At 57.6% G+C, this 5,910-nt stretch carries 2 protein-coding genes; one reads left to right on the plus strand and one right to left on the minus strand.

The window, feature by feature from the left end:
- Window positions 1-1,595, minus strand: a 1,595-nt coding sequence (locus tag ABX749_RS18810; RefSeq protein WP_372897314.1) for an arylsulfatase, incomplete at its 3' end; no start/stop codon positions are given.
- A 1,283-nt stretch (window positions 1,596-2,878) separates the two neighbouring features.
- Between ABX749_RS18810 and ABX749_RS18815 the strand changes: the two genes are divergently transcribed.
- Complete coding sequence (locus ABX749_RS18815) at window positions 2,879-5,608, plus strand: cation-transporting P-type ATPase (protein WP_372897315.1); 2,730 nt, start codon at window positions 2,879-2,881, stop codon at window positions 5,606-5,608.
- The last annotated feature ends 302 nt before the right edge of the window (window positions 5,609-5,910 follow it).

Consider the following 5,910-nt stretch of genomic DNA (forward strand, 5'->3'; position numbering starts at 1 on the left):
GCCGGGCCGGCGGGAAGCTCCGTTTCGAACGTGACCGACCTGTCGTGTTCACGGAGCTGTTTCTCAAGCTTCTGATCACCGATGCGCAGCACCGCATGGGTTGCCCCCATCGACGCGGGCGCATCGTCGGGGAATCGGGTGAGTCGAATGGTGTAGCGACCGGGCTGCGTGACATTCACGGCCCAAAAACCATTGATCGCGAGTCTGTCGTCGGACAGTTGCTCTTGCTTCCAAATCACGTTGCCTTTGGTCGGATGCCAATCGCGCACTGTCAGCAATGTCGGGTTCTCGCGTTGATCGCCAAGCTGGAAACGCACATACGGGGCGTCATCACGAAAGACGTCCGCAAAATGTCGGCGGTAGCTGGACTTGAGTTTCTGTACGACCTCGGGGTGCTGCTGCGCGAGGTCTTTCGTTTGACTGGGGTCTTCGCCAATGTTGTAAAGTTCGCCGTCAACCAACCGCCACCTTTCGGTAAGCACACCGTAGTGTGGAGTACGCCATGGGTTGTCGCCATTACCATCAAGAAGAAGTTTTGGTTGGTCAGGCTGTCGCTGAACGAAAAGCGTGCGAGATGGCCAGTCGTCGGTCGCACCGTCGAATAAGGGTTTCAGGCTCTGCCCGTCGAACGGATTTCCGTCGGGGGATTTCAACCCGCACAGCTCAATCAGAGTGGGAAACCAGTCTCGGCACGACGTCAACGGATGAACCCGTTGTCCCGCATCGAGCTGACCCGGCCAACGCACGAAGCACGCAACTCGATGCCCGCCTTCGTAGACAGAACCCTTCTTCCCTCGCATGCCCGCATTGAAGCCGTTATCTGGAATGCGACCGTTGGAGCCCTCGGAAGTACCGTTGTCGCCCATGAAAATGACAATCGTGTTTTCGGCGAGATTGTGCTGCTGAAGCGAATCGAGCAAGCGGCCAAGGTTCTCGTCAAAGTTGATGATCTGGCCGAAGAACTTGGATCGGTTTTCCGAATGACCCTGGGCTCTGAACGGAGCTGAATAGCTTTCCGCAACCGTATGCGGCCCGTGCATGGCGTTGAGCGGCAAATACGCGAAAAACGGTTGTTCCGATTTCTGCGTGACAAACCGCTGGCACTCCGCGAAGAACACGTCGGTGCAATACCCGTCGATCTTTTCAGCGACACCGTTGCGATAGTACGTGTCGTCGAAATAGTCGTTTCCGATCGGGTTTCCGATTTCGTCGATGCCGCCTGCGAGGTGACGAACGACGTCTTGAAATCCACGGAATCGCGGCGCGTACGGCCAGGTGTCTCCCAGGTGCCATTTTCCAAACATGCCGGTTCGGTAACCCGAATCGGAGAAGGCATCCGCCATCGTGACTTCATCGGGCGCAAGTAATTGTCTCCCTTGGGTCACATCCCAAGCTCCCACGCGCGTTGAATAACGCCCGGTCATCAAGGCGGCGCGTGTCGGCGTGCAAACCGGATCGACATGGTAGTTTTCCAGGCTGATGCCTTCGGCGCAAAGCCGATCCAGGTTGGGTGTCTTCAGCCACGGGTTTCCGTGACAGGACATATCGCCGTAGCCCTGGTCATCCGTAACGATCAAAATGACATTCGGCTTCACGCTTGGATCACTTTGTGGTTCGTCCGCTTCGGATCTTGCCGATACTGGAACAGCGAGAAGCATCAGCATCCAGATTCGTGCAAACCGGTAGAAGCGTAAATCTGCAATCATTGAGTTTCTTTGGTACGTGGATTGCGAATGGGTCGCCAATTTCGCTATGGCCGCATCCACGAATCGAGTGGGATCGCAACATCAGTGCCCGCCAAGCGATGTCACTGTGTTCATTTTAATCGCGTGATCGAATAGGGCGGTAGCGTCAGAGGATGAGAGGATTCCAGTTTAACGCGATCGCACCGATCCGTGTCCTGCATCGCGTCGGCCAGGAGCATGTCGGTGCGGATACTTTACCAGTCGACGATTCCAGCGCCAGGGTCGGCTGCCGGTCGATCAAAGACGGACGGTAAGAAAATTAGGGAGGTAAGAAAATTGCCGACGACCAAGGATGGCAGCCCGAGTTGATTTTCGTACCACTGATCTCGTCTTGCCCCGCATCGTTTTGCCCTCTTCTTGTTCTCGGTTTTCACTCCACCGGACGAACCGATGCCCGGATTTAAAAACAGCGTGTGACGCTAGCTTCATCGGCCGGTGTGTCGCAGTAGTCGCCAGGCCGTGTGGCGGCTGCGGACAACAAGGACGCGGCTTCGCGTCGTCACATCTGGAAAGTAGTCGCTGGTGGCTCGCGATGCTATTTCACCAACAGGCACTTCATTTGTTTGTCGTCGCGGATGATGAGTTTGCCGCGTGAACGTGCCGGCGGTGCCCAGCATCTTGATTTGTCGAGCAGTCGGGTCTTGGGCAAAATCGTGAACTGATCTGGGTTTGCTTCGGTCAGTAAACTAAATCCGACCTTGTTGGGATTGTTCCCTAAGGCGGCGCCACCTCGCGACTGCTCGGTTGTCTTTCATCCCCTGGTTCCATTATCCGAGTGGAAGATGACGATGGTGTTTTCCAGTTCGTTCACCTCCGGGAGCGTTTGACCTTCTTTCGCGAGATCGCGTCGTGGCGTTGGCACGCCTTTTGCCTTGTGAAGTGTGCGTGGCGTGCGGTGTCGATTGCACTTTCGCCACGGGAATGGCCGAACGCGGAAAACACCTGTTTTCGCGACGGAAGTCTGCCCGCTACCATCGGTTGACGTGATTCAACCGAGGGCGAGGGAAAAGTTTTGTCGGCCGATGGCAACTGTTTTTCCACGTTTGCGAAGTGGAAACGCGCTCTCAAGCCCCGCACTTGTTTTCTGTTCGGCGATCACTTGAAGGATGCGTGTTTTTTAGCTGGGGATCTGAATGGAAACGTTGATCGAAAGGCTGTGGCACCATACTTCCAGGGATGATGTCGTCCAATTGCTGACGACTGATTCACGCAACGGCTTGGATCGGTTTGAGATTGATCGGAGGCAGCAGCATTTCGGCGCCAACGCGATTCCCCTGCGCCGCGGTCCGGGTCCGTTGATTCGTTTCCTGATGCAGTTTCATCAGCCTCTGCTGTACATCCTGTTGTCTGCCGCGGCGATCACTGCGTTCTTGGACGAGTGGGTGGATGCGTCGGTCATTTTTGGTGTCGTGCTTGTCAATGCCGTGATCGGTTACCTGCAGGAATCGAAGGCTGCCAAGGCCTTGGAAGCGCTGGCCAAGACGACACTCACCGAAGCGCGAGTGGTGCGGGCCGGCGAGACCCGCGATGTGCCTTCGACGGAATTGGTCCCAGGCGACATCGTGTTGCTGCAGTCGGGTGACAAGGTTCCGGCGGACTTGCGTTTATTGAAGTCTCGCGACTTGCAAATCGACGAGTCGGCGCTGACGGGCGAGTCGGTGCCGGTGGCCAAGAACGCCGGTGAGTTACCGTTGGAAACGCCGCTCGCCGAACGCTGCAACATGGGGTATGCATCGACGCTGGTGACGTATGGCCAGGGACGTGGCGTTGTCGTTGCGATTGGAGCGAAGACCGAAGTCGGACGCATTTCCGAGCTGATGACGCTGGCCGATGTGCTGGAAACGCCATTGACGCGCAAGATTGCCAAGTTCAGTCGCGTGTTGCTGATGGTGATCCTGATGTTAGCGGCCGTCACGTTCGCCGTGGGGGTGTGGCGCGGCCAGGCGATGTTTGAGATGTTCATGGCGGCTGTTGCGCTGGCGGTGGGAGCCATTCCGGAAGGCTTGCCCGCGGCCGTGACGATCACCTTGGCGATCGGCGTCGCCCGCATGGCCCGCCGACGCGCGATCATTCGCAAGCTTCCGGCGGTGGAAACTCTTGGTGGCACAACGGTCATCTGCTCCGATAAGACCGGCACGCTGACCGTGAATCAAATGACAGTGCGTCGATTCTGGGCAGGCGGTCAATCATACGACGTGTCCGGGACAGGGTACGAGCCGCGCGGCGAGATCGAATCCGACGGACCAGATGACTCGACGCTGGCGGAAAACGCCGCGGCAAACCAATGTCTGCTGGCCGGGCTGTTGTGCAACGACTCGGCGTTGGAACAGGCGGAGTCTCGCTGGGAAGTGCGGGGCGATCCGACCGAGGGAGCGTTGATCGCGTTGGCCGGAAAAGCCGGATTGGATGCCCGGCGAACGCTCGAGCGGTCGCCGCGTTTGGATGTCATTCCGTTCGAATCACAACACCAATACATGGCGACGCTGCACGATCTGAACGCCGATCAAACCAGGTCGCTGTACGTGAAGGGGGGCGTCGAAGTCGTGTTGGGAAAATGCAACGCGGCGCTGAACAAGTCAGGTGAAACGGTTCCGCTTGACATGGACGCCGTTCATCGACACGTCGAAGCCATGGCCGCTGAAGGTTTGCGTGTCTTGGCGTTTGCCGGCAAGCCATTTCCGACGACGACCCAGGACATCACGCATGCGGATGTCGGCGACCTGATTTTCTACGGTTTGCAAGGAATGATTGATCCGCCTCGCCCCGAAGCGGTCGCTGCAATCAAGGCCTGTCAGACTGCGGGCATTCGGGTGAAGATGATCACGGGAGATCATGCCAAGACGGCCCAGGCGATCGCGCAGCACATCGGGCTAGACGGGGTCCAGGCCGGCCAAACCCACGTGCCCCTGGTCAAGACGGCTCAGGACCTTGCCGACACGACCGACCAGCAGTTGATCGAAATTGCCGACGAAGTGGCGGTGTTTGCACGTGCGACGCCGGAATTGAAGCTTCGGCTCGTTCGCGCGTTGCAGGCCAAGGGCCACATCGTCGCGATGACAGGCGATGGCGTGAACGACGCGCCCGCGCTCAAGCAGGCCGACATCGGGGTTGCGATGGGGATCGGCGGCACGGAAGTCGCCAAGGAAGCTGCCGACATGGTGTTGACGGACGACAACTTCGCGTCGATCGAAGCGGCTGTGGAGGAAGGCCGCAGCGTTTTCGACAATCTCACAAAGTTTATCGTTTGGACTCTGCCGACGAACATGGGCGAGGGATTCGTGATTCTAGCCGCGATCTTCGTCGGAGTGACGCTACCAATCCTGCCGGTTCAGATCTTGTGGATCAACATGACGACCGCAGTCTTGTTGGGATTGATGCTCGCGTTTGAGCCGAAGGAAGGTGACATCATGCGGCGGCCTCCGCGCGATCCGCGGAGGTCGATCCTGACAGGGGAATTGATCGGTCGAATCTTGCTGGTTTCTTGCGTCATGCTGGTGGGCGCGTTCGGTTCTTTTGAGTGGGCGATTGGACAAGGCTACAGTGATAGGGTCGCCCGCACGGTTTCGGTGAACGTGTTCGTGATGGTGGAGTTGTTTTACCTGTTCAATTGCCGTTCGCTGACGAAATCAATGTTTGAGCTGGGAGTGCTGTCGAATCGCTGGATCGGCCTCGGCGTGTTCAGCATGGTGATGCTGCAGCTTGCCTTTACCTACTTGCCGATCATGAATCGCATCTTCCACAGCGCTCCGCTTGGTTGGGATGCGTGGTGGCGAATCCTGCTGACCGGGTTTGCGACCTACATCATCGTGGGATTCGAAAAATGGGTGCGCCGCAAACGGATGGCTAAAACCCTCACCACTTAGACGGTCTTCGCAGACCGGGTACATTGGTAGCTTGGAGGGCGGGTTACCTCAGCTTTTGGGAACGCTCGGCTGTCGGCGGTTTGCCGGAGGAGGTGGCGGCAAAGAGCTCTGTTACCAAGGTGGTTGCTACGCCGGCGACGTGATCGTCACGAAGATTGAATGGTGACAATGGAAGTGTCCCTCTTCAATCATTCGTGTTGCTTGTTTCCCGAAACAGCGGGCTGTCGATGACGGCAGCCATGGTTTCCAGGATTTTGTAATCGTGTTCGGCAGATCGCTCGACGATGGCTTCGATCTCGGTA

Source organism: Stieleria sp., assembly GCF_041595215.1.
In the GTDB taxonomy this organism is placed as follows: Bacteria; Planctomycetota; Planctomycetia; order Pirellulales; family Pirellulaceae; genus Stieleria; species Stieleria magnilauensis.